Raw genomic sequence first — 23,117 nt, forward strand, 5'->3', positions numbered from 1 at the left:
TGCGCGCAGAGTATATCACATTCTGTCAATACTGATACCCTTGCGTGCGGATGGAAGAAAAAAAATTTTAACGTGAAATTTCCGTCCCCAAAGCATAGTCAAACACAGCAATTTATGTACTTTATTCGCATTTTATTGAGGACGGATAGAACAGTTTGTGATTGCACAAATACCATTCTTATGAGCATTACAGCTCGTCAAAAGCCTCTATCGCTTCCGACAATTTCTTAACGCCGTGAATTTGCATGCCAGGGATGCCACCTTTCGGCATGTTGGCTGCTGGCACGATGGCTTTCTTGAAACCATGTTTGAACGCTTCATTCAAACGCTCTTGCCCACTTGGCACTGGACGGATTTCGCCCGCAAGCCCTACCTCACCAAAAATCACCACATCTTTAGGGAGTGGACGGTCACGAAAACTCGATAAAAGCGCCATAACTAAAGCAAGATCAGCGCTTGTCTCCGTCACCTTAACACCGCCAACCACATTAACAAAGACATCTTGGTCTGCCATTTGTAAGCCACCATGCTTATGCAACACAGCGAGCAAAAGTGATAGGCGGTTCTGCTCCAAGCCGACCGCAACACGACGAGGGTTGGCTAACTGCGAGTAATCCACCAGCGCTTGAATCTCTACTAGTAGAGGGCGCGTGCCTTCCCAAACAACCATGACGGAAGAGCCTGATGTTTCTTCTTCACCACGAGAAAGGAAGATCGCTGATGGGTTACTCACTTCTTTCAATCCTTGGCCTGTCATTGCAAAGACACCAAGCTCATTCACAGCGCCAAAACGGTTTTTATGACTACGCAAAGTGCGGAATCGGCTATCCGTTCCACCATCGAGTAGTACCGAACAGTCGATAATGTGTTCAAGAACTTTGGGGCCCGCAAGGGTACCATCTTTTGTTACGTGACCAACAATAAATACCGCAACATTATTCTGTTTTGCGTATCGTGTCAGAGCCGTCGCAGATTCACGTACCTGAGCAACACTGCCAGGCGACGATTGAACATCAGAAACGTGCATCACCTGAATCGAGTCTATTACCATTATACGAGGCTGCTCTTTTTCGGCGATTTGGCAAATTTTGTCGACGTTCGTTTCCGATAGCATTTTTAAATGATCTTTCGGCAAGCCCAATCGGGAAGCACGCATTGCCACCTGCTGTAACGACTCTTCACCGGTTACGTAAAGCGTTGGCATTTGCGCAGATAAACTACACATGGTTTGCAACAGAAGTGTTGATTTACCTGCACCAGGGTTACCACCAATCAAAATTGCGGCACCTGGCACAACCCCACCACCCAACACACGGTCAAGCTCTTTAAACCCACTGGTGAAGCGAGGTACTTCTTGCAGATCAATTTCGGATAGCGTTTGAACCGTAGCTTCTGTTGCGGAACCAGCGTAGCCGCTTAAGCGTTCATTGCGAGCAACGGTTGGCGATGCAGCGATACGTACTTCTGTTATCGTATTCCATGCACCACATGCGTTACACTGCCCCTGCCAACGGGGAAAGTCCGCGCCACAATCATTACAAACATACGCTCGTTTTGCTTTCGCCATGATGCCTCAATTTTTTCTACAAATGTGACTAAGCACAGCCAAGTCAGACCTGAACTGAAATGAACTATTGATATACTTAAGTATTACTTCGCTTAGCCGATACAATTTAAAGTAACGACATACTCTAACAGAAATAATGCAGCAATCTGAAATTCTCTCGCTCGCAGAACGACTCATTCCCGTTTACGGTACGAATGACTTTGACTTTGTCCTTGGCCAACTGACCGAGGAAGAGCCGCCTTCGGCCAAAATTTTGGTTAAAATGGAACTTAACCGCTTAATGGCTCCATGCAAAAAAAGCATTGATTTGCGAGGTCGCGTTCAAGGCGAATGTCGCGAGTATATTTTGGATGGTATTCCACATTGGTTGGATGATGTTGCTTTCAACGCTTACCATAAAAACATCAAAAAGTTTGGCTGCTACACGGAAGGAATGTGGGAAGCATTGGTCAACACGCGAAATAACTTTCGCGTAATGAGCAAGCGCCTTACTCAGCAAAAAACGCAATCGTTAACGGATCCTAAAAGCCCGTTCTTAGCAGAACCCGTTCACCTAGGCTACGATTTAAAGCGCCAAGAAAAACGCTTGAAAGTCCAATCTCAAGTTGAAATTTGCCGTTCTAAAGGACAGCTTCTTCATGGATTAAGCATTGATTTATCTAGCTCTGGCGCAAAGTTCAAAGTCCCTAGCGCATTTAAATATAACCTTGGGGAAATTATTCAGGTCACGTTTACTGAATTTGCCAGCAAATCTAACGTTGCAGGTATAGAGAAACCGCTTGCATACCGCATACTCGCGGTTGATGACTGTTACGAAAATGACTCAGTTCGATACCTCAGAACCATACGCTTAACTGATACCAATGTCGTCACCAAAGTGATAGATGAAGCGCTCAACAGTGCTGCTAAAAGGGCTCGTCACGACAATCAAGACAAGATTATTCGAGCTCGAACTCGCGGTTATGAGCACATCGCACTAAAGCACACCAGCAGCTTGCCTCTATTCTTTGATGGTAGTGACCTAAAATTAGCAATGTTAACGCCAAACAATCAAAAGCTTTGGCAATACTGGCACGATGAGAGAAACCAGCAAATGTTTGGTTCCTTATTCAACGAGCAACGCATCGCGTCACTCATTAAGCCTGGTGTTAAAGGAACAACCAATGTCCTTTATTCATTTACTCACGAGCACGAGAATCGAACCTATTTCTATTCGATGTTTCGCCCAGAAGCAACTCGCGAACAGCGCCAGCTATTTTGGCATTTAGGTGGCAAACGAGAGAGTTGGCGCGCCTTTAGAATTTCAATCTTTGAACTATCAGAGCAAGAACAGGAAGACCTAGCAGCATTCTCTCCAGAGTTGGCAGAAACGTCTCAATCACTGACTCATATTGGTATTTTGCAAGAAATTGCTGACGAAAAATCAGGGCAGGATTACCTGCTAACTGAAAAGCCGCGCTTACCCGCTAATACGTTAAACGCGTTTCGTCATCCGAGAAGAGTTATCGGCAATCCAAAGGGCATTTATTTTGATGCAAAGTCTCGTCGTAAAGAGCCTCGTTATCGTTTTAAAACACCTTTAGAGTTGTACTCAGGACAAACTAAAACAGGCGGCTGTACTGTTGACCTTTCCAAACGAGGACTCGGAATTAGGCTAAGTGAGCCCACGATGTTACGTTCTGGGCAAGAGGTAAGAATCAACTTTCGAGAATTACAACTCTACGATAAAAAATTGCCGTTAATGTCGGTGCCATATCGAGTAATTCGTGTAAGCCCAGATGGTTGTAGCGTGCAGCTAGTTATTGATGAAAGCAGCCAAACCATGAAGGTAATCGCTTTTTTCAACAGTATTATCGAGCACAATCAAGACAAGCTAATCCCGCAAAAAGAGACGCTACCAAGTAATGCTCTACTTGAAAGGCTGCACTGCATGTTGCTCTCGCGTACGCTGAGCACGCCCATTTTTATCAGTAAGAGTACGTCATCTTCAATAAAAACCCCCGTTATCGGGGTGAACTTGCCGCTACCTAAACACATTGAGCTTTTTGCCCGTCTTGGGCATGACCAACTGTTGTCACTTGAACCTATCTTTAAAGGCCGGACAAGCACATTAATCGCAGAGCCAATAAAACGTGTAGAAGGTGCTCAAGCCAGACATCAGGATATCTACATAAGCGCCGCAAAAGTAGGCAATAAAATTACAGGTATTGAGTCAAAGCTTCATCAAGAGTTCAACAGCGTAAAAGAGCGGATTCAATTTATAAAGAAAGCGCGAATGATGGGTGACTTTTACGTGCTTCGCCTTTCTACTGCGCCAATTTTCGATCCGATGACATCATTACTGCAACAAGATTTAAGTGACTTAACCCAATTTGGTGTACATCAAGCAAGCAAGTTAGAAAAAGAGTTGACAGCGCTCGTTGGTTACAGTGAATTTGAAGACATTACTGAAGAGGTTGTAATTAGATTGGAGTTAACCGAGTAAATTCAAAGTCATACCAAATTGAAAAAAAACACCGCCTTTCTGGCGGTGTTTTTGAATGGGTGGTTAAGGTTTAGCTTTCCAGCTGACCTTTTGCTGCTTCACCAATGCGCCAGATAAAATACAGAGCACACCGCCCAACCCAGCAAAGCGAATCGCAGATTGCGCTTGAGCTTCCACTTTTGGTTTTGCGTGATACGCAATCCCTAATCCTGCCACCGACATCATCACAAGATCATTAGCGCCATCACCGACAGCAACCGTGTTGTGCTGCTCAATTTCATATTCATCCGCCAATTCCACTAGAATGTCTGACTTCATCTGCGCCGTTACCACATCACCAAGTACGTTACCCGTGAGTTTGCCGTCAATAATTTCTAATTGATTGGAGCGAGCAAAATCTAGGTCGACTTTATCTTTGATGTAATCAGAGAAGTAAGTAAAACCACCGGAAGCAATCGCTGTTTTCCAGCCCAAGGCTTTCAACGTCGCAATTAGCGCTTCAAAGTCCGGCATGAATGGTAACTGGGAACGAACTTGTTCAAGAATTGATTCATCGGCACCTTTGAGCTTACCAACTCGCTGACGTAAACTTTGCTCAAAATCCAGCTCACCTTGCATGGCACGTTCAGTGACTTCCGCTACCTCATCCCCTACTCCTGCCAGTTTCGCGATTTCATCAATACACTCTATCTGGATCGCCGTTGAATCCATATCAAATACAATCAACCCTTGGGTTGATAGATCGGGCACTTCATTAAGCGAGGCGTAATCTAGGTTGAGACTTTGTAAGATCGTTTCATGTTGAGGAGTCAACTCTCCGGCCATCAGGGCTACTTCATATTGGCCAACTTTCCACGTTTCTAGTATCGGGTTGTAAAAGCCGGTGAAGAAATCAATGTCTTCGAAGTGACTTGGCGAAAGGTACTCAGCAAATACGATCCAGTTTGCTTTTGCTTTATCTAATTGGGAGGCAAATCGAGTCTCGGGTAATCGTTTTAAAAGTGTCGTATGTTTTCTGATAGGCAAGCTTTTTGACGCGTCCATGTATATAATCCCTTATGACTTTGCTAAAACGTTACCTCAACAAACTAAAAAGGCAAGTCTTTGTTTTATTTTAAATGGATGAGTAAAGAGCATGAGTGAATCTTTGTTCTCAGTAAGGAATGCCCTAAGAATTCTGGCACTAATCCTGCTGTGTGTGATGTTGTTTATCACAATAAAAAACAGTGTTGTGATCAGTAAGGGTAATGAGAAAATTCAAGCACAACAGCTTGAAACACTCACCAAAGTTTTGATTTCACAGGCGTCTCTTTCTGCCAGTGAGATGATTTTAACTAAAGATCAAGAACGATTACTTCAGCTAACAAACCAGCTAGCACAAGACCGTTTAGTGTTTGATGCAACAATCTACGATGCACAGGGTGTACGTTTAGCGTCTAGTGAAGAGGCATTATCGGTACGCGAAGTTCTTGGCCTGGATACGCCTTTGGCAACAGCTTCCATTGGTCGCCAGCAGTTGGTTGAACCAGTTTTTGCAGATGGTGCGCTTATCGGTTTTGTTCGCGTGACCTTTGAGACGGGCCGGGTGACGGCAATTTCAGACCACCACTATCGCAAGAGCGATCGTTATATGTACATGATGGTCTTAATGAGCTTTGTCTGTGGTATGTTGTTCATCTTGATTTTACGTCGACAACCGATACGTCGTAAAAAAGCGCTAAACCTGCTGCTAACCAAGTAACTAGGTAGCGCTAACAACTCATATAAAAACAGCCCGCAATGTGCGGGCTGTTTTTTTAGCTCTTGAGAGCGAAAAATAGAATGACTCTTCGTCGCTTACTCTTCGTCACCAAGCAATACTGAATCTAGTGCGATTAGCATCATGTCGTTGAATGTCGTTTGACGCTCGTCAGATGTAGTCTGTTCGCCAGTCTTGATATGATCAGAAACCGTACAGATTGTCAGAGCTTTTGCACCGTATTCTGCCGCAACACCGTAAATACCAGCCGCTTCCATTTCAACACCAACAATGCCGTACTTGTCCATTACATCGAACATTTCTGGATCTGGCGTGTAGAAAAGCTCTGCTGAGAATAGGTTACCAACTTTAACGTCAATACCGCGAGCTTTTGCAGCGTCTTCTGCCGCACGAACCATGTTGTAGTCTGCGATTGCCGCGAAGTCATGACCTTTAAAGCGGATACGGTTCACTTTAGAGTCAGTACATGCACCCATGCCGATCACAACATCACGCACTTTGATGTCTTCATTCACTGCGCCACAGCTGCCAACACGGATGATTTTCTTCACGCCGAAGTCTTTGATTAGTTCAGTTGCGTAAATCGAGCATGATGGGATACCCATACCGTGGCCCATTACCGAGATCTTACGGCCTTTGTATGTGCCTGTGTAACCAAACATATTACGAACGTCACACACTTGAACGACATCTTCAAGGAAAGTCTCTGCGATGTATTTTGCACGTAGTGGATCGCCAGGCATCAGTACGACGTCTGCAAATGCACCCATTTCAGCATTGATATGTGGAGTTGCCATTTTCTTTTCCTTAACCTTTCTCTAGCGCTCCGCGCTTAAGGCGATATAAGCCAGAGTATTCTCATTTCCGACAAGCAGCATTTACATACTGCAAACATAAAACTAGGAGCAATCAAGCTCCTAGTTTTCAAAAACCTAACTAATTATAGGAAGTTCTTACCGTAATCCATTGGAGAAGTACCGAAGTAACTTGCCAATGTTTGACCGATATCTGCGAATGTTTCGCGGCGGCCAAGAGAACCAGCTGGTACTTTTTGACCATAAACCAATACTGGGATGTGCTCACGAGTATGGTCAGTGCCTGGCCATGTTGGGTCACAGCCGTGGTCTGCCGTTAGGATAAGCACATCGTCTTCTTCCATAATCTCTAGCACTTCGTTGATACGACCATCGAAGTACTCAAGTGCCGCTGCGTAACCCGCTACGTCACGACGGTGACCGTAAGCTGAGTCGAAGTCTACAAAGTTAGTGAATACGATCGTGTTGTCGCCCGCTTCTTTGATTTGCTCTAGCGTTGCTTCGAACAATGCAGGGATACCTGTCGCTTTCACTTTCTTAGTGATGCCGCAGTTTGCGTAGATATCAGCAATCTTACCAATAGAAACCACGTTGCCTTGCTTCTCTTCAACAAGTTTCTGTAGAACCGTTGCTGATGGTGGCTCAACAGAAAGGTCACGACGGTTACCGGTACGCTCAAATTGACCTTTACCAGCACCAACAAATGGACGCGCGATAACACGACCAATGTTGTAATCTTCTAGCTCTTCACGTGCGATTTGGCAAAGCTCTAGTAGACGGTCTAGACCGAAAGTCTCTTCGTGACATGCGATTTGGAATACAGAGTCAGCAGACGTGTAGAAGATTGGTTTGCCAGTCTTCATGTGCTCTTCACCAAGATCGTCAAGAACTTGAGTACCAGATGCGTGGCAGTTACCCAGGAAACCGTCAAGACCTGCACGCTCAAGAATGCGGTCAGTCAATTCTTTCGGGAAGCTGTTTGCTTTGTCAGTGAAGTAACCCCAGTCAAACAGAACAGGAACACCTGCGATTTCCCAGTGACCAGACGGCGTGTCTTTACCTGAAGAAAGCTCTGCTGCATGACCGTATGCACCAATGATTTCAGCGTCTGCGTCTAGTCCAGGTGCGAAGCGACCTGTCGATTCTTTATGCGCCATTGCCAAACCAAGTTTCGATAGATTTGGAAGGCGAAGTGCACCTTGGCGATTGTCGTTATCTGCTAAGCCTTTTTCACATTGGTCAGCGATGTGACCTAGTGTGTCTGAACCTACATCACCAAATTCTTTAGCGTCGGCAGTTGCACCGATACCGAATGAGTCTAGTACTAAAATAAATGCTCTTTTCATTGCTCGTTCCTTAGGCCCACTCGGCTTTTTATTATGGTTGAGTAGGCCTTGTGTAATTGCTTGTTCTATTAGATATCTTCTGCACGAATTTGGCGGTAAACCTCTGGAGTTGGTGTATATTCACCACCTACTTTGATTGCACTGCGCAGTGCTTTTGCCGCTTCTTCCCATTGCTCTTCAGTGCGAGCGTGGATGACCGCAAGAGGTTTATCACTGTCTGCGACCTCACCTAGGCGGATGAACTCGTCGAAACCAACTGCGTAGTCGATTTCATCAGTAGCAACTCGACGACCACCACCCATAGCAACCACTGCCATGCCGATAGCACGTGTATCCATTGCAGAGACAATGCCCGTTTCTGTTGCGTAAACTGGCTTGATGATTTCTGCTTTTTCTAAGTAGTTGTTGTAGTTTTCTACGAAGTCCGCAGGGCCGCCTAAGCCAGCAACCATCTTGCCGAAGCACTCAGCCGCTTTGCCGTTATCCAGCACTTCCATCAGTTTTGCGCGTGCGTCTTCTGTGTTCTCAGCAAGCTTGCCAAGTACTAACATTTCAGCACATGAAGCCATGGTCACTTCAAGTAGACGAGGGTTACGGTATTCACCTGTTAAGAAACGAACCGCTTCACGAACTTCTACTGCGTTACCCGCTGAAGACGCCAATACTTGGTTCATGTCCGTAAGAATTGCCGTAGTCTTAGTGCCAGCACCGTTTGCTACCGCAACGATTGATTTTGCTAGCTCTTCAGACGCTTCGTAAGTTGGCATAAATGCACCTGAACCCACTTTTACGTCCATCACTAGCGATTCCAGACCCGCCGCCAGTTTCTTAGAAAGGATCGACGCCGTAATCAGGGAGATATTGTCTACCGTTGCGGTAATATCACGAGTAGCGTAAACACGCTTATCCGCAGGAGCAAGGTCACCAGTTTGACCGATGATCGCCACACCAGCGTCTTTGGTTACTTGACCAAAAACATCGTTGCTCGGCGTAATGTTGTAACCAGGGATAGATTCAAGTTTATCCAGCGTACCGCCTGTATGACCAAGACCGCGGCCAGAGATCATAGGTACGAAACCGCCACACGCTGCCACCATTGGGCCAAGCATTAAAGAAGTTACGTCACCCACACCACCGGTTGAGTGTTTGTCGACAATTGGACCACCGAAGTTCATGTGGCTCCAGTCGATAACCATGCCCGAATCACGCATTGCACACGTTAAGGCGATGCGCTCATCCATGGTCATTTCATTAAAGAAAATCGTCATAGCAAACGCCGCAATCTGACCTTCAGATACCGTGTTGTTCGCTACGCCTTGAATAAAGAAGTTGATTTCGTCTGCGGTAAGTACTTCACCGTCACGTTTTTTACGAATGATTTCTTGTGGTAAATACATTAGTGCCTCCCAAGCTCTTTTGAGCCATGGTTGTAGTAGGATAGAAGAGGTTTGGTAGCACCCGTTTAGGTGCTACCGTTCAGACGTATTATTGGAATTAGTACGCTGTTGGATCAGCGACGTCGTCCGATACTTCTAATGTATTTAGTAGGTTGGTTAGCAGGCTAGACGCACCAAAACGGTAGTGACGAGCATCAACCCAGTTGTCACCTAGGATTTCGTCAGCCATTGCTAGGTATGCTGCTGCGTCTTCAGCAGTGCGCACACCACCTGCTGGTTTGAAACCAACAGTTTCTGCAACACCCATGTCGCGAATAACTTCAAGCATCATGCGAGCGTATTCTGGTGTTGCGTTTACTGGCACTTTACCAGTTGAAGTTTTAATGAAGTCAGCACCTGCTTCAATACAGATTTGAGATGCTTTCTTGATTAGTGCTTCTTCTTTTAGTTCACCTGTTTCGATGATCACTTTAAGAAGAATGTCACCACAAGCTTCTTTACATTGCTTAACTAGTTCGAAGCCTACTTTCTCATCACCCGCCATTAGCGCGCGGTAAGGAAAAACTACGTCAACTTCGTCTGCACCGTAAGCAACCGCCGCTTTTGTTTCAGCAACTGCGATTTCAATGTCGTCGTTACCATGTGGGAAGTTCGTTACTGTTGCAATACGAACCTCTGGCGTACCTTGCTCACGAAGTGTCTTCTTAGCAATAGGAATAAAGCGAGGGTAAATACAAATTGCAGCTGTGTTGCCTACTGCTGTTTTCGCGTCATGACATAGTGAGATCACTTTTGCATCAGTGTCATCGTCATTCAACGTAGTTAGGTCCATAAGTTTAAGTGCACGTAGCGCTGCTGCTTTTAAATCGCTCATTTCTATCTCCGATCAATATTCAAAAAATTCACTACTCAGCCTTACATCACGTCTTTAACTATAATCAACAAGTCGAGACAATGTGAGTAAATGGCTAAACAGTCTATTAATGAACGGACTTGGTTCCCTGAAGACTCGGCATATACAGCGAAAATTTATCATATGCCAATTGCTATCCTTGTCACCGCACAGTACCAGTTTGGCCTATGGCACAACAATCTATGATTGCGGTGTCTTTAATATCACATCACAAAGCAAAACGCCTATTAGATCTGATATTGCAGGGCAATTCATTTGCCCATCGATTATGTAATATTCATTACGTGATTAAGAATCAAGCTTAACCACTATCCTGTGATTAATACATTATAGAGTTTCACCGCAAAACTGTAGCACCAAATAGAGCGCAAACGGTTTGTATCTCAAAATTTCCTAGCCCCTATTCCATTGACTGCGTAATACCTCGACTAAGGCAAACACCCGATGAAATTTTGGAGCCCGAAAAACGAAAAATGCCCCGCAGCAATCTCTTGCTACAGGGCATGATGTAAAACGGCGTCTATATATTAAGAACCGATTCTAATTATAGTGCTGCAAGGCTTAAGCAGAAGCCTGCAATTGTCGCTGCCATAAGGTTAGACAACGTACCTGCAAGAACTGCTTTAACACCCATGCGAGCGATGTCACTACGACGGTTTGGTGCAAGGCTACCTAGACCACCAAGTAGAATCGCGATAGAAGAAAGGTTCGCGAAACCACATAGTGCGAATGAGATGATAGCTGTTGTCTTCTCAGACATTACTTCACCAGTTGCCGCGATTACTTGAGCGTTTTCACCTAGATATGGTGTGAAGTTCAAGTAAGCAACGAATTCGTTCACTACGATTTTCTGACCGATGAATGAACCAGCTGTTACAGCTTCTGCCCATGGAACACCGATTAGGAATGCTAGTGGAGAGAACGCGTAACCTAGGATTAGCTCTAGCGTTAGTTCTGGCATGCCGAACCAACCACCGATGCCACCTAGCATACCGTTGATTAGCGCGATTAGACCAACGAATGCGATTAGCATTGCACCTACGTTAAGCGCAAGTTGTAGACCAGAAGCCGCACCGCCCGCAGCTGCGTCGATTACGTTAACTGGTTTGTCGTCACCGCCGTCCATCGCTTCTTCGATACTTTCGTGAGGCTGGTCAGTCTCTGGGTGAAGGATTTTAGCGAACAGTAGACCACCTGGTGCTGCCATGAATGATGCCGCAACTAGGTACTCTAGTGGAACACCCATAGATGCGTAACCAGCTAGTACACCACCAGCAACAGAAGCTAGACCACCACACATTACCGCGAATAGCTCTGATTGAGTCATTTTTGGAACGAATGGGCGAACAACTAGAGGTGCCTCAGTTTGACCTACGAAAATGTTAGCTGCCGCTGACATTGATTCCGCACGAGAAGTGCCTAGCGCTTTTTGTAGTGCGCCACCAAGAATCTTGATAACCCATTGCATAACGCCAATGTAGTAAAGAACTGAAATCAGTGCAGAGAAGAAGATCAGTGTAGGAAGAACACGGAATGCGAAGATGAAACCGCCGCCGCCGAATACTTCGAACATCTTGTCAGAAACAAGACCACCGAACAGGAATGATGAACCATCGTTACCGTAGTTGATAACGTTAGAAACACCTGAAGAGAAACCGTTTAGTAGATCACGGCCCCAAGGTACATACAGAACAAATGCACCTAATGCGAATTGGATAGCGAATGCGCCACCCACAGTTCTAAAGTTGATAGCTTTTCGGTTGTTAGAAAATGCCACTGCAATCGCAAGAAGCACTACCATACCGATTAGGCTCATAAACAGGCTCATAGTTTATGACTTCCTTATAAGTTATTTATTGGCGTGTTACAAAATGGAGCTATAAAGCGGGGGCAATTATACTCATGCAGAATCAATTAAAGTAATGCCAGCCTCACACTTTCCTATAAGATTCATGATTGATTCAACCAGCTTTGTGAGTTAATTCACAATAAGCAGGAAAACGTTTTCGATTTCAAACCACATCTTTAGATTTTATTCACATATCGAGAAAGCAAAATTGCTATTTTTCCACAGTTGAGAGGCAATCGATTGCTTTCGGCCGTTATGCAACTCTACGAGCTCATTAAAGACGTGAATGAGTTTGGCTGGGTGATTTGACTCCCCTTGATATCCAAGTATAGGCATATCTGGTGCGTCTGTTTCGATTACTAGGTTTTCGAGTGGTAATTTTTGAATTGCGTCGCGTGTTTTCTTGGCTCTTGGGTAGGTAATCGTTCCTCCTACACCGATAAAAAAACCTAATTTGACCCACTCCATGGCTTGCTGATAACTCCCAGAAAAAGCGTGTAGCACACCACCTCTAGGGAGATTCGCCGCTTTCACCATTTGAATGAGGCGATTGTGCGCTTTTCGGCTATGTAAAATAACTGGGAGCTCGAAGCGTCTAGCCAGCTCAAATTGAACTTCAAGTATCTTTTCTTGCAACTGTGGATCAACATCAATGGCAAAATCTAAACCACACTCTCCTATTGCCACGCACTGCTGCCCTTTTTGATTTAGATAGCCTTCTAGCTCTGTAAGGTGCTGCTCAACGTTATCTTCAAGAAAATACGGATGAAAGCCGAGCGCATAATACAAATTGGCATGTTGCTCTGCCAAAGTTTGAATACGAGCCCAGTTTTGCGGACCGACGGAAGGAATCAAAATTCTTGCGACGCCTTGCGTTTGAGCAAGCTCAAGTTGATGTGCAAAGTCATCTTGAAACACATCAAAATCAAAGTGGCAGTGCGTATCAAAGAGCTTCATCTTGACGCTTTTTATCTGTATCTGCGGGCAGAAAATCAGAGGATGGTTGGGCTTCACTCTTCTCTTCAGTTTGATGGGCTGGGTCTTTTCGATATGGGACACAACTGCGTTTCTGATCGGGAGTTAGCCCCATCTCTTTACACCAGTTGTCGTAACGCTTTAGCCCACGTTTAAACCAATTCATATCTTATCCTTATATAAAAACGCCCTTGGCTAAGTTTATAGCCAAGGGCGTTTTAAAATCTAGTTTGCGTTAAGGCTTACCCTAACCGAGCAAATTAGTGCTCACGCGTCGCACGGAAATCAACGTCAGGGAAACGCTCTTTCGCCAAGTTTAAGTTAACCATTGTTGGAGCGATATACGTTAGGTTATCACCACCATCCAATGCTAAGTTCGCTTGATTCTTGCGTTGGAACTCATCCAGTTTCTTCGCATCACCACACTCAACCCAACGAGCAGTTGCAACGTTAATGCCTTCATAAATCGCTTCAACGTTATACTCAGATTTCAAACGAGCCACAACAACATCGAACTGAAGTACACCAACGGCACCAACGATCAGATCGTTGTTCTGTAGAGGACGGAATACCTGTACCGCACCTTCTTCTGATAGCTGAACCAAACCTTTGAGAAGCTGCTTCTGCTTTAATGGATCTTTCAGGCGAATACGACGGAATAGTTCCGGAGCGAAGTTCGGAATACCAGAGAACTTCAGTGATTCACCTTGCGTAAAGGTATCACCAATCTGAATAGTGCCGTGGTTGTGTAGACCAATAATGTCACCGGCGTAAGCGTGTTCTGCACGTGCACGGTCACCAGCCATAAAGGTTACTGCATCAGAGATACTCACTTGCTTGCCAAGACGAACGTGGTTCATCTTCATACCTTGCGTGTAAGTGCCCGATACAATACGCATGAATGCGATACGGTCGCGGTGTTTTGGGTCCATATTCGCTTGGATCTTAAATACGAAACCAGAGAACTTCTCTTCAGTCGCTTCAACTTCACGTTCAACCGCTTGACGAGTTTTCGGCGCTGGAGCCCATTCAGTTAGACCGTCTAGCATATGATCCACACCAAAGTTACCTAATGCAGTACCGAAGTAAACTGGCGTCAGGTCACCTGTTAGGAACATTTCCAAATCAAACTCAGGGCAAGCACCCATGACAAGCTCAAGCTCTTCTCGAACACTTTCCGCAAGGCCTGCACCAACTTTTTCATCAAGCTCTGGGTTATCGAGACCTTTGATGATTCGAACTTCTTGAATCTCATGACCGTGACCTGATTCGTATAAAATCGTTTCATCACGGTGAATGTGGTACACACCTTTAAACTCTTTACCACAGCCGATTGGCCATGTAATTGGCGCACACATCATGCCCAACTCGTTTTCTACCTCGTCCAATACTTCCATTGGATCACGAACGTCACGGTCAAGTTTGTTCATGAAGGTTACGATTGGCGTGTCACGCAGACGCGTTACTTCCATCAGCTTACGTGTACGATCCTCGACACCTTTCGCCGCATCAATAACCATCAAACACGAGTCTACTGCCGTTAACGTACGGTATGTATCTTCCGAGAAGTCTTCGTGTCCAGGCGTATCAAGTAGGTTTACCAGACAGTCATTGTAAGGGAACTGCATTACAGAAGTGGTTACCGAGATACCACGTTCTTTTTCCATTTCCATCCAGTCTGATTTTGCGTGCTGTGCGTTACCACGACCTTTAACCGTACCTGCTTTTTGGATCGCGTTTCCGAATAAAAGGACTTTTTCAGTAATGGTGGTTTTACCCGCATCTGGGTGAGAGATGATAGCAAAGGTCCTTCGCTTATTGATTTCATTAAGAAAATCTTGGTTTGCCATGTATAAATTCTTTTAGTTTGTACACGGATTTGTACACACTTTTGGAAGTACTCTCTTTTCAGTTCTTCGCTTGTCAAATCCGTCGTGTTAATCGTAATTGGCCGCTATTTTCGCTGATCTTGACTTTATAAACAATCAATGGTTATCTAATCGGTTACCATTTACTCTCAGCGTGCACCAATGCTCAGTTGTAGCTGTTTGCAATCGTTGCTTCTTCAGCTAATGAACAACTGTGGCTAAACCACAAATTCCTTCGCTACCAGAAATCGATGATAGCTTGTCGTACTACACCGATGATGGTGCAGTTGCCGTTGATCGGTATTGCAGGGTATTGCGGGTTCAAAGGTTTTAGATACTTCTGTTCACCATCAATAACCAACTGCTTAAAGGTTGCTTCTTTCGAATCATCCAAACGCGCAACAACCAATGAACCTGAAGAGTAAGGTAACTCAGGATCAACAACGATCACTGCCCCCTCAGGTATGGATTTTTTTCCGCTTGGATTTTCCATACTGTCGCCTTTTACGCGAAGTGCGAAACAACCCTCATGTGCTTTCCCAGTGACTTCACGCCACTCCTCAGCATCTTCATGGGCAAATCCCTCCGCTATTTCAGTCCAATCACCGGCCTGAACCCAGTTAATGAGAGGAATTCTTCCCTTAATATCAGGCCCGACTTCTACATTACCGACCCCCAAGCCAATCTCGCCATCACCTGTGGCGAGCCAATGAGCATTCACGCGAAGCGCCTCCGCGATCTGCATGGTGTAACGAGACCTAGCCGATTTACCAGAGCAAATCTGGCTGATCGACTGCTGTTTGATACCAATGCGACGAGCCAACTCAGACTGAGTTACCCCAGTAAGCTGCAAGGCATGGTTTAGTCGTTCGGATAAAGTTTTCATAAGCCCGCATTCTACAAATAAAACTGTAGTCTTTCAACAATTTTAACTGTTGACTTATCTACAGTTTAAACTGTAACATTCAATCTTGTAACAGTTATTATTGTAACAGGAGACGGTATGGAAGTGTTCAAAACGACACAAAAACATCTCCGCCGTGCCATTGACTTGGTCGGCGGGCAATCAGCATTAGCAAGAGCCATCAACTCAAAACAGCAAAACGTCTGGTTTTGGTTGAATAAATCAGGGCGTGTTCCCGCTGAATTCGTTTTACCCATCGAACAAGCTACGCAAGGACAGGTAACCCGATCTCAGTTAAGACCGGACATCTATCCCGAATGCCCAAGCGAGCTGAAAGCCAGTAACCAGTAGGATTAAGGGCAAATAATGGTCAGCATTTTACGTAAACACAAAAGCGAGTTCCTCCATGCGTGATTATGGCAAGGTCTATACCCGCTTTTGGCTAAAGCAAAATGTTTTGTCCTGGAGTGACTCAGCGAAGTTGCTAGGACTGTATTTGCTTACATGCCCACATTGTAATTTGCTTGGCTGCTTTCGACTGCCGATTGGTTACGTTGCTTCTGACTTGAACTGGGATGAGCAACAGGTTGCCAAGACGTTAAGTGAGTTAGAACAAGATCAGTTCCTGATTCGTTGCGAGGGATCTGGTTGGACTTTGATTCGAAGCTTTCTGAAGCACAACCCAATCGAAAACCCAAACCAAGGTAAGGCAGCCTTTCGGTTGCTTAAAGATGTACCTGCCGACTTCATTGGTATGGCATCGCTTTTGAAATCTCTTGCCGCTTTTCAAGCTCGGCTACCAGAAGAATTTTCATCATTGTTTATGCCTGATGGCAACCCGGTAAGGGACTCTCAACGGTCGGATGACTCTGAGAGAAGCAATAAACCAACAGTTAAAACTGTTGACCACATACAGTTTGAAGACTTCTGGGATGTACAAATACGCAAAGAAAAAAAAGCGAAAGCCAAAGAAGAATGGCTACGCATGGGCCTCAATGAAGACCATGAACTCGCCTTGGAAGTGCTAACACGCTGGAAAGAGCAACGAGACAACCGATTACAGTATCAAGATCGGACTAAGACCCCTATGCCACATAACTGGCTTTTAAACCGGCAATGGGAAGACGAGTACGTTCGCATTGATGAAGTACAGCAATCATCGACGAGCCTAAAGGGCAGCAATCACCAATTGAATATTGAAGAAAGCAATCGCCGCATTGCTGAAAGCTGGGCCGGACCAGGTATTCGGGAGGTTCGTTCAAGTGCAGGAGGTTGATAAACGCGAGTTTGCTGAAGTTTGGGGAGCAGCTTGGGCCATGTATGGCAAAAGCGTATCACCACAATTGCTATCCATCGCATTTGAAGCCCTTCGTGCTTATAGCATTGAAGAAGTGCGAATCGGTCTGACTCGGCATATTCAATCACCGGATACTGGGCAATTTTTTCCAAAGCCCGCTGACGTCATCAAGCATATCGACGGCAACTCAGGTTCAAGAGCCATGGTTGCTTGGAACAAAGTTGACAAGGCTGTTCGTCAGGTTGGCGCTTGGACATCCGTGATGTTTGACGATGCGCTTATCCACCGCGTGATTTCAGACATGGGTGGATGGGTTGAACTCTGCAAGGTTGATGACAGGGAATACCCCTTTAAGCAAAAAGAGTTTTTAACACGCTACCAGGCTTACTTGCTACGGGACGAAGTGGGTGAATACCCAAGGCTATTACAGGGTATTGCAGACCATCAGAACCAGCAAAAAGGATTTGATATGCAAGCGCCTGTTGCCGTAGGCGACTGGTCAAAAGCGGCACAAGTTTATACGAGAGGCATCGCCGACTTTAGCGCAGTGCCATTAAAAAGAATAAGCCCGAAAGCCATTCAGGCGCTTCTCGGAAATCAATTAGAGGACAAAAATGAAAACGATTAAAGCAAAAACCATTGCCCTAGTGATAGCCATGTCCGCAAGCACTTCAGTCTATGCGTTTCCGGGCTATCAGTGGGAAAAAGCAGCACAAAGCGTTGGTATTGATCCAGTCATGCTCTACGCCGTTGCCTTGGCTGAGTCGGCCTCACATCGTGGTCTCAACATGACCAGTCCATGGCCATACGCAATTCGCAATGGTTCAAACGCAACCTACGCCAAATCTAAGACAGAAGCAGAGCAACTGTTAAACCAGGCACTGCAAGAGACTGAAAAATATCAGCTCGATATTGGCCTTATGCAAATCAATTTGCATTGGCATGGGCATCGGGTGAGCTCAGCAGCGGAACTGCTAGACCCCATCACCAACCTTACGGTCGGCTCAAGTATTTTGGCCGAAGCAATCAAGTCTTCACCAAATGATTTAGAGCTTGGCATAGGCCGCTATCACAGTTGGAACGAAGATCGTGCACGCTGGTATGGGCAAAGAGTGCTTTCTATCTATCGCAATATTTTACATGAACTGGAGGTCCGTCAATGACAACCAATCAACAAGACTTCTATCAATTAAATTTGGCGTACCTACACGCAGCACGTGAATTGGCGCGCATTGATCCGCAAGAGGCGGTCTTGCGCTTTGGACTTACACGCGACGTGGTGGATGCACTGATTAATGCCGGTGTTGACGACCTGCAACGAGTGGCGACCTCATCATTCATGCTGTTTCAACCAAGGGGTAACCAAAGCCAACTGATTGAGATGGTGAAGAGCAAAGGTACAGGTATCCCAAGAATCGCTTATTTATTATCAACCCTAAACAACAAGGGGGATGCATGATTGATAACCTGTCCAAAAGTGAGCTGTTTACCCGAGCCTCGCTGCTTATTAAGTACGGATTTCGAACGACCATTATCGCGCTCGATACAGGTTTGCCAATCCACATTATCAGAAGGCTGCACAAAGAAGTGACTGGCAAGTCACCTTGTCCTGGTCAATTGCCAGAATCTGATGCCATCGTTAAAAGCAGAAGAGCCCTAGTTGAAGGCTCCCTGCTGATGGCGCTTTATGTCAATATTGGTGGTGATAATGTCTACAAGAAATTAAATATCGATGCTTTGATGAAGGCTTACGATGCGTACTTGGTTGCAAGAGAAGAGGCAGATCTTCCAGCTGAGATCCCCTGGAAAAAACTGACCATCAATGAAGGTTGGGTTCTAGCTCGTGATTTAAGATCACAGCTTGCATCCTTACACCGGTGTCGATGCGGCAGTCTGTATTTGACGGTATCTCAACAGCGCATTCAGCTTAAATGTCCTGTGTGTGAGATTATGGCCGAGCAAACCACTAGAGCACTTTTTGAGAACTAACATGCTGATGCATGATTTGATTGTGCACCGCCCGTGCACTTTGAGAGTACTAAGATGATAAAATTACTTAAATCTTTACCAGCACGCTGCTGGTTTATATCACTGGGGCTTTTTCTGGCGACTTTGGCTGCGGCTCATTTTTTTCCCTCAGAAATATTAACGGCATCTGCCAAGTTAGCGGCTTTGCCATTTCTGATTTGCACCGTCGTTTTTTTCAGCTACTTGGGATTCAAAGCGACCTGTAATCCCATCGGACTTATAGCCATCATCACTATGCTTGTAGCAATCGCATATTGGCAAGCGAGTTGGACAATTTTATGTGTCGGTTTAGCCTTCTTAGGCTTAAGCGGACTAATCCATTTATTTCAAAGACAACTGAAAGATACCGGTCGAGAACTAAGCCTGAGCGAAAAAAAATATTGGTACTGGGTAAACGAATTTGCAGATGGTCGCTCATCTATCCTCCCTAAAAAAACAAGGTCATAGTAAATTGACTGCTTTTTTACTTATACTCAAAAAATTGATTGGCACTTTCGTACTACGAATGAAAAATGCCATTTCCATCAATGAATACGGATCAACTCAAGTTCGTTACCCAGCACAACAGGACAGTTCTTTGACATCCTTGTTAAAGGTTTGGGCGCAGAGCTTCAAACCCTCCACCATAGTCAGGTAAGGGAAAAGCTGGTCGGCTAATTCCGTCACCGTCATACGGTTGCGGATCGCCAGCGCCGCACTCTGGATCAGTTCTCCACCTTCATGCGCCAGAATCTGCGCCCCGATCAGGCGGCCAGTGGCTTTTTCCGTCACCAATTTGATAAAACCATCGGTCTCGAAATTCGCCAGTGCGCGCGGCACGTTCTCCATCTCCAATACACGACTGTCGGTTTCAATGTCTTGTGCGTTGGCTTGCTCTTCCGTGAGCCCAACAGTTGCCACCTGGGGATCGGTAAAAATCACTGCTGGCATGGTGGATAGATCCAGTTTGGCGTATCCGCCCGTCATGTTGATGCCGGAACGGCTACCGGCGGCCGCGGCGACATAGACGAATTGCGGCATGTTGCAGCAGTCTCCGGCGGCGTAAATACCGGGAACATTCGTTTCCATGCGTTCGTTAACAACGATTTCGCCCTTTTTGTTGGTCGTAACACCCACCGCGCCCAGATTGAGTTGGCAAGTATTGGCGTGTCGCCCGGTGCTTACCAGCAAACGATCGCAGCGTAGATCGCCCGCGTTAGTTTCCAATGTAAATTGGCTTCCATCGTGGGTCACCTTGGTAGCTTGCGTACTGTTTAATACTCGAATGCCTTCTTTTTCAAAACATCCGGTGAGTTTTTCACCGAGCAAGGGATCTTCCCGATAAAGCAATGTATGTCTTGCTAATATGGTGACTTCACTGCCTAAACGGCGATAAGCCTGGGCAATTTCCAGCGCTACAACCGACGAACCAATCACGACCAGGTGCTGCGGCAATTCCTGAGCAAACAGCGCTTCGGTAGAGGTCCAATAAGGTGTTTCAGTTAAACCATCAATAGGAGGAATGGTTGGCGTGGAGCCGGTAGCGATCAGGATTTTATCGGCGTGAACTGCCTGCTCGGTTCCATCATTTTTTCTGACTATCAGGGTGTTGGCATTTTTAAATTGCGCCCAACCTTTAAGTAAACTAAGCGCAGGATTTGTCTCCAGAATATTCTGGTACTTTGCCGCGCGCAGCTCTTCGACCCGAGCGGTCTGCTGCTGAGTCAACAAGGCTCGACTCAATTGGGGCGCATGATTTTCCAGTCCGGTAAAGGGATTATTGCGTTGCTGCTGAGCCAATTGAGCGGCGCGGATTAGAATTTTTGAGGGTACGCAGCCGACATTCACGCAACAGCCGCCAATCACATCGGCTCCCTCAATAAGAGTGACCTTGGCACCACCTTCAGCGGCTTTAATAGCGCAGGCAAAAGCGCCGGAACCCGTACCGATAATCGCCACATGTTGAGTTTGGTTGCTTTCAGTGTTGCTTGCATTTTCGTTGTCACAGCAGTCGTTCGGTGAAGTAATTTCTTTTGCAGTGCCAGTGGATTCTTTTGCGATATAACCGAGAGCTTCTATTGCTCCAATGAGAACGGTTACGCTGACCCCACCGTTCGTGGTGATCGTTGCTCTGGCGTTTTCATAAGATATTTCAACCTTATTAACGCCTTCGATCGCATCGAGTGCTTCTTTAACGTGGGCGACGCAACTTGGACAGGTCATCCCTTCTATCGATAGTAAGATCATTCGTTTTCCTCAAATAGTAGTCAGGCATTGCGTCGTGTTAAACAGCACAGCTGTCATCATCACAGCGTTTATTCGCCGGTGAAAAAATATCCCAAAGCGATACGGCAACCATCAGGCCTAATGCTGAATAGGTGACATAGCTGCTCCAGCCGTACTGGAAAAACGGATAGAGCGATAACAGCAATAAAATGGGGCCGGCCACACCCAGCGCACTACGGTGCCATTGCCGGTGGCTGAACCAGCCAAGTCCGTTGAGTACCAAGGCAATCCAGGCAAACAGGGGTAATAGCGTGCTAACAAACAGACCTTCCCATTGGCTGAGAAAACCCAGTCCTACCGCAGCGCCCAGACTGGCAATGGCCGGGAAACACATGGCGCATCCCATAGCAGAAACCAGCGCGCCCAATGAGCTAATCTTATCGCCGAACCGGGTCAGTAACCGTATTAGCATTTCTATGCTTTACTCCTTGAGCGTTGACGGATAACCCGCGTTAGTGGTGGCTTCGGTCAGTGCTTTTACCGTGGTTTTTTCGTCGTCGAAGGTGACCACCGCCAGTTTGGTCTTAAAGGTCACTTCGGCTTTACTGACGCCATCGACTTTTTGTAAGGCTTTTTCCACGGTAAAGGGACAGGTCACACAGTTCATGGTTGGGACTTCCAAAGTAACTGTTTTCGGGGCAGCTAAAGCGTTCAGGCTGGTCAGTACGAACAGGGACATTAGGGCGAGTGTTTTCATAATTTTCTCCAAGAGCAAGCCATAAAGATTTAATCAAAATAAAAGGTTAGAAATCGTCATCAGGCAAACCAGACAATCCAATAATTACTGGTGACTAAAACCAACGCAGTCAGTGCCGTTAACCAAAAGATCACCTGCCGACGTTTTCGCACTTGAGGAACTGCACAGGCGGTGCCTGGCTCACAGTCCTCGACGGGGCGATAGACCTTCCAGCCTGCGAAGCCAAATAAGGCTAAAACCAGCAGGATAAAAATGGGACGATAAGGTTCTAACAAGGTTAAATTACCAATCCAGGAGCCACTCACGCCTAGCAGCAACAAGACGAAAGGACCAGCGCAGCAAAGACCAGCGCCAATAGCGGCAATAACACCGCCGATGATTGGAAAGTTGGGATTACTTTTTGACATAACTCACTCTACTTATCGTACTTTAGTAAAACAAGCTTAAACCCCGTACCCAACTACGGAGTCAAGATAAAATTTGACTCATTATTAATCTTCAGGAAGTAGGGAATCAATAATGGGACAGTGGGATTGGTTAGTATTAGAATTACACTCATTCAATAATTCTGTGAGAACGGTTTCTAAGCGGCGAAGACCTGCTATTTTGGCTTTCACACTTGCAAGCTTGTGTAAAGTCATTTCTTGCACTTCTATACAGGGAGTGTCATTAAGGCTGAGTAAATTGGAGATTTCTTCCAAAGTGAACCCAAGATCTTGGGAACGTTTAATGAATTTTATTCGGTTTAATGTTGCCAAAGGATAAAGTCGGTAGCCTAGATGCGGTTTTTCAGGTTTTTCTATAAGACCACGTCGTTCGTAATAACGAACAGTCTCAACATTGATACTAGCTTGTTCGGCTAATTTTCCAATTGTGTACATGTGATATATTTCTCCGTATCTAAGTACGGAGAAATATATCCCTATCTACGTAATTAAGCCATAAAACTTCG

Annotated in this window: 26 protein-coding genes; 10 read left to right on the forward strand and 16 right to left on the reverse strand. The window is 45.7% G+C overall.

Going from position 1 to position 23,117, the window contains the following annotated elements; genetic code table 11:
• Positions 1 to 187: 187 nt before the first annotated feature.
• Entirely contained in the window at positions 188 to 1,567 is a 1,380-nt protein-coding gene (gene radA / locus R8N28_RS16725) for a DNA repair protein RadA (protein ID WP_005386443.1), read from the reverse strand.
• Between the two features lie 136 nt (positions 1,568 to 1,703).
• Between radA and R8N28_RS16730 the strand changes: the two genes are divergently transcribed.
• Positions 1,704 to 4,052 (forward strand): PilZ domain-containing protein, encoded by a 2,349-nt coding sequence (locus tag R8N28_RS16730; protein ID WP_065274783.1) that lies wholly within the window; start codon positions 1,704 to 1,706, stop codon positions 4,050 to 4,052.
• A gap of 63 nt (positions 4,053 to 4,115) precedes the next feature.
• On the opposite strand, the gene serB is transcribed toward R8N28_RS16730, so the two are convergent.
• The gene (serB, locus tag R8N28_RS16735; RefSeq protein ID WP_005386439.1) at positions 4,116 to 5,096 is read right to left on the reverse strand and encodes a phosphoserine phosphatase; all 981 of its coding nucleotides are present in this window, start codon (positions 5,094 to 5,096) and stop codon (positions 4,116 to 4,118) included.
• Positions 5,097 to 5,187: 91 nt separating this feature from the next.
• Here serB and R8N28_RS16740 point away from each other — a divergent pair, with 91 nt between their 5' ends.
• Entirely contained in the window at positions 5,188 to 5,793 is a 606-nt protein-coding gene (locus R8N28_RS16740; protein ID WP_065274784.1) for a YtjB family periplasmic protein, read from the forward strand.
• Positions 5,794 to 5,888: 95 nt separating this feature from the next.
• Here the strand turns inward: R8N28_RS16740 and deoD are convergent, their stop codons facing one another.
• The 4 genes from deoD to deoC all read right to left on the reverse strand — a co-directional run bounded on the left by deoD (position 5,889) and on the right by deoC (position 10,243).
• Positions 5,889 to 6,608, reverse strand: a complete 720-nt coding sequence (deoD, locus tag R8N28_RS16745) for a purine-nucleoside phosphorylase (RefSeq protein ID WP_005380140.1) — start codon at positions 6,606 to 6,608, stop codon at positions 5,889 to 5,891.
• Positions 6,609 to 6,751: 143 nt separating this feature from the next.
• Positions 6,752 to 7,972 (reverse strand): phosphopentomutase, encoded by a 1,221-nt coding sequence (locus R8N28_RS16750; RefSeq protein WP_005386434.1) that lies wholly within the window; start codon positions 7,970 to 7,972, stop codon positions 6,752 to 6,754.
• A 68-nt stretch (positions 7,973 to 8,040) separates the two neighbouring features.
• Positions 8,041 to 9,369 carry a thymidine phosphorylase gene (deoA, locus tag R8N28_RS16755; RefSeq protein WP_064376470.1) on the reverse strand — a complete coding sequence of 443 codons (1,329 nt, stop codon included), beginning with the start codon at positions 9,367 to 9,369 and terminating at the stop codon, positions 8,041 to 8,043.
• A 97-nt stretch (positions 9,370 to 9,466) separates the two neighbouring features.
• On the reverse strand, positions 9,467 to 10,243 hold the full coding sequence (gene deoC / locus R8N28_RS16760) for a deoxyribose-phosphate aldolase (RefSeq protein ID WP_005380133.1): 777 nt from the start codon (positions 10,241 to 10,243) through the stop codon (positions 9,467 to 9,469).
• A gap of 90 nt (positions 10,244 to 10,333) precedes the next feature.
• Here deoC and R8N28_RS16765 point away from each other — a divergent pair, with 90 nt between their 5' ends.
• The gene (locus tag R8N28_RS16765) at positions 10,334 to 10,468 is read left to right on the forward strand and encodes a hypothetical protein (protein ID WP_005391675.1); all 135 of its coding nucleotides are present in this window, start codon (positions 10,334 to 10,336) and stop codon (positions 10,466 to 10,468) included.
• A 358-nt stretch (positions 10,469 to 10,826) separates the two neighbouring features.
• Here the strand turns inward: R8N28_RS16765 and R8N28_RS16770 are convergent, their stop codons facing one another.
• From R8N28_RS16770 to R8N28_RS16790, 5 genes are all read right to left on the reverse strand, one after another.
• A complete protein-coding gene (locus R8N28_RS16770; protein ID WP_005380131.1) occupies positions 10,827 to 12,110 on the reverse strand; it encodes a NupC/NupG family nucleoside CNT transporter in 1,284 nt (427 codons plus the stop codon).
• 204 nt (positions 12,111 to 12,314) lie between these two features.
• Positions 12,315 to 13,088: a TatD family hydrolase gene (locus tag R8N28_RS16775; RefSeq protein ID WP_005380129.1), complete on the reverse strand. Its 774-nt coding sequence runs from the start codon at positions 13,086 to 13,088 to the stop codon at positions 12,315 to 12,317.
• On the reverse strand, positions 13,075 to 13,272 hold the full coding sequence (locus R8N28_RS16780; RefSeq protein WP_005380125.1) for a DUF5363 family protein: 198 nt from the start codon (positions 13,270 to 13,272) through the stop codon (positions 13,075 to 13,077). The genes R8N28_RS16775 and R8N28_RS16780 overlap by 14 nt, the downstream gene beginning before the upstream one ends.
• A 94-nt stretch (positions 13,273 to 13,366) precedes the next feature.
• Positions 13,367 to 14,956: a peptide chain release factor 3 gene (prfC, locus tag R8N28_RS16785; protein WP_005391671.1), complete on the reverse strand. Its 1,590-nt coding sequence runs from the start codon at positions 14,954 to 14,956 to the stop codon at positions 13,367 to 13,369.
• A gap of 256 nt (positions 14,957 to 15,212) precedes the next feature.
• Positions 15,213 to 15,860, reverse strand: coding sequence for a LexA family protein (locus R8N28_RS16790; protein WP_000854920.1), 648 nt, complete (start codon positions 15,858 to 15,860; stop codon positions 15,213 to 15,215).
• A 117-nt stretch (positions 15,861 to 15,977) separates the two neighbouring features.
• On the opposite strand from R8N28_RS16790, the gene R8N28_RS16795 reads away from it, so the two are divergent.
• Genes R8N28_RS16795 through eexR form a run of 7 tightly spaced genes read left to right on the forward strand, consistent with a single transcriptional unit; the run spans position 15,978 to position 19,650 of the window.
• Positions 15,978 to 16,229 (forward strand): helix-turn-helix domain-containing protein, encoded by a 252-nt coding sequence (locus R8N28_RS16795; protein ID WP_024015942.1) that lies wholly within the window; start codon positions 15,978 to 15,980, stop codon positions 16,227 to 16,229.
• A 55-nt stretch (positions 16,230 to 16,284) separates the two neighbouring features.
• The gene (locus tag R8N28_RS16800) at positions 16,285 to 17,154 is read left to right on the forward strand and encodes a hypothetical protein (RefSeq protein ID WP_040132807.1); all 870 of its coding nucleotides are present in this window, start codon (positions 16,285 to 16,287) and stop codon (positions 17,152 to 17,154) included.
• The gene (locus tag R8N28_RS16805) at positions 17,141 to 17,803 is read left to right on the forward strand and encodes a DUF6475 domain-containing protein (RefSeq protein WP_007105460.1); all 663 of its coding nucleotides are present in this window, start codon (positions 17,141 to 17,143) and stop codon (positions 17,801 to 17,803) included. The genes R8N28_RS16800 and R8N28_RS16805 overlap by 14 nt, the downstream gene beginning before the upstream one ends.
• Positions 17,790 to 18,338: a lytic transglycosylase domain-containing protein gene (locus R8N28_RS16810; protein WP_040132806.1), complete on the forward strand. Its 549-nt coding sequence runs from the start codon at positions 17,790 to 17,792 to the stop codon at positions 18,336 to 18,338. Before R8N28_RS16805 ends, R8N28_RS16810 begins: the two co-directional genes overlap by 14 nt.
• Positions 18,335 to 18,634, forward strand: a complete 300-nt coding sequence (locus R8N28_RS16815; protein WP_000210563.1) for a flagellar transcriptional regulator FlhD — start codon at positions 18,335 to 18,337, stop codon at positions 18,632 to 18,634. Before R8N28_RS16810 ends, R8N28_RS16815 begins: the two co-directional genes overlap by 4 nt.
• Positions 18,631 to 19,164 (forward strand): FlhC family transcriptional regulator, encoded by a 534-nt coding sequence (locus tag R8N28_RS16820; RefSeq protein ID WP_000566752.1) that lies wholly within the window; start codon positions 18,631 to 18,633, stop codon positions 19,162 to 19,164. Before R8N28_RS16815 ends, R8N28_RS16820 begins: the two co-directional genes overlap by 4 nt.
• A 54-nt stretch (positions 19,165 to 19,218) precedes the next feature.
• The gene (gene eexR / locus R8N28_RS16825) at positions 19,219 to 19,650 is read left to right on the forward strand and encodes an entry exclusion protein EexR (protein WP_040132805.1); all 432 of its coding nucleotides are present in this window, start codon (positions 19,219 to 19,221) and stop codon (positions 19,648 to 19,650) included.
• 105 nt (positions 19,651 to 19,755) lie between these two features.
• On the opposite strand, the gene merA is transcribed toward eexR, so the two are convergent.
• From merA to merR, 5 genes are all read right to left on the reverse strand, one after another.
• Positions 19,756 to 21,429: a mercury(II) reductase gene (gene merA / locus R8N28_RS16830; protein WP_028867977.1), complete on the reverse strand. Its 1,674-nt coding sequence runs from the start codon at positions 21,427 to 21,429 to the stop codon at positions 19,756 to 19,758.
• Positions 21,430 to 21,466: 37 nt separating this feature from the next.
• Positions 21,467 to 21,874: an organomercurial transporter MerC gene (gene merC, locus R8N28_RS16835; RefSeq protein ID WP_196575170.1), complete on the reverse strand. Its 408-nt coding sequence runs from the start codon at positions 21,872 to 21,874 to the stop codon at positions 21,467 to 21,469.
• A 15-nt stretch (positions 21,875 to 21,889) separates the two neighbouring features.
• Complete coding sequence (gene merP / locus R8N28_RS16840; protein ID WP_028867975.1) at positions 21,890 to 22,165, reverse strand: mercury resistance system periplasmic binding protein MerP; 276 nt, start codon at positions 22,163 to 22,165, stop codon at positions 21,890 to 21,892.
• A 59-nt stretch (positions 22,166 to 22,224) separates the two neighbouring features.
• Positions 22,225 to 22,572, reverse strand: a complete 348-nt coding sequence (locus R8N28_RS16845) for a mercuric transporter MerT family protein (protein WP_028867974.1) — start codon at positions 22,570 to 22,572, stop codon at positions 22,225 to 22,227.
• Positions 22,573 to 22,656: 84 nt separating this feature from the next.
• Complete coding sequence (merR, locus tag R8N28_RS16850; RefSeq protein WP_028867973.1) at positions 22,657 to 23,046, reverse strand: Hg(II)-responsive transcriptional regulator; 390 nt, start codon at positions 23,044 to 23,046, stop codon at positions 22,657 to 22,659.
• Positions 23,047 to 23,117: the final 71 nt, after the last annotated feature.

This window comes from Vibrio sp. Vb1554, from assembly GCF_033344235.1.